The organism is Kitasatospora sp. NPDC001175, assembly GCF_053598215.1.
In genome coordinates, this window is the sequence record NZ_JBSFJU010000230.1 from 1 (window position 1) to 1,215 (window position 1,215).

At 64.8% G+C, this 1,215-nt stretch carries 1 protein-coding gene; it reads right to left on the reverse strand.

Annotation, left to right across the window (positions count from 1 at the left end):
• Nucleotides 1-936: 936 nt before the first annotated feature.
• Entirely contained in the window at nt 937-1,173 is a 237-nt protein-coding gene (locus ACWDAK_RS41340; protein ID WP_427396372.1) for a hypothetical protein, read from the reverse strand.
• Nucleotides 1,174-1,215 lie beyond the last annotated feature (42 nt).

Consider the following 1,215-nt stretch of genomic DNA (forward strand, 5'->3'; position numbering starts at 1 on the left):
GGGTCACGCCGCCAGTGGAAGACAGCCAGGCGTTCTCCAGAGCCATCGCCCAGCGCAAGGTCAGTTTATGGACCGCTGTCCGTGCCTGACCTTCGGTCAGGCCGGTCCGGCTCCGCCGGACCTGGCGGAGCCTCCGCTTCGCTCCGGCCCCGCACGGCCCGCTTCGCTTCGCTACGCTGGCCCGATGGCTGAGCCAGGCTCACGAGTGCGGGCCTTGGGGGAGCCCGGGTCACTACAGGCTGACTAGCGGGAGGGTGGCCCGGCCGGGGGTGCACCAGCTGACGCCCTGTGTAGGGTCAGGGATCCCGGCCCACCTCCTGTATCAGTTTGAGGCTGCGAGGAGATCCCGCTGCATCGGCTGTGTGGATCCGGCCTTGACTGGGAATTCCTGGGGCCTACTGAATTCGAGCCGAGCCCTTCTCGGGGCCCGGCTCGAAACTCGGGTGAGAGTGTATCAGAAACCGCTTTCAGGAAATCCTGCCGCAGCCCCCATGCCGATCGCCGGGCGCTCCACCACCACCACCACCACCCCATGCCGGACAACAAAATCCGGGATTCCCCTTCGGAATTCCCTGGCCGATTCCCTGCCCGCTTTCCCCGCGCCTCCGACGCCCGCCGTCCGGGCGCAGCACGGCTTCACTCGGGCGTCGGCCGGTAGGGCTTGCGGTCAGTACTCACGGTACGCGCAGTGCCATCCGTATGCTCTGATCAGCGGTTCTGCTGCGCTGCCGCCTCGGCCTCGGTTCACATGAGCCGTCAGACACCACAGTGGCCCCACCGGAATGCATCCGGTGGGGCCACTGTAAGAGGTCCGTCGCGCCTGGCAGGAGCGTATGGCGGTCGCTACTTTCGCTAGTAAACCGCACTGGGCCTTGATGCAACCCGGAGCCGTTCAGTTGCGCCGATCGAGAGAACCTCGGAGAGGTCGAGGTGAGTTTACCGGGGACGTCTGGCGGCTTCTTCGTTCCATATCGAGATCTCGTGCCCCTCGCCATACTGCTCGATGACGATTGCTCGGGCTTCGCTCGACGACGAAGCCATCAGCCGCAATTGAATTTCTGGTTGGCCAGCGATCCGAATAAAGCCGACGTACTCGCGCTTCGGCTCTCCTAGCTCGGCGTTCTCGGCGACTGCGGCCATGTAGTCCTCGTGCGGCAGACTATCGTCTTCCATAGGTCCATCCTTCCGTGCGATGTGTCAGTCCCGGCAGAACTC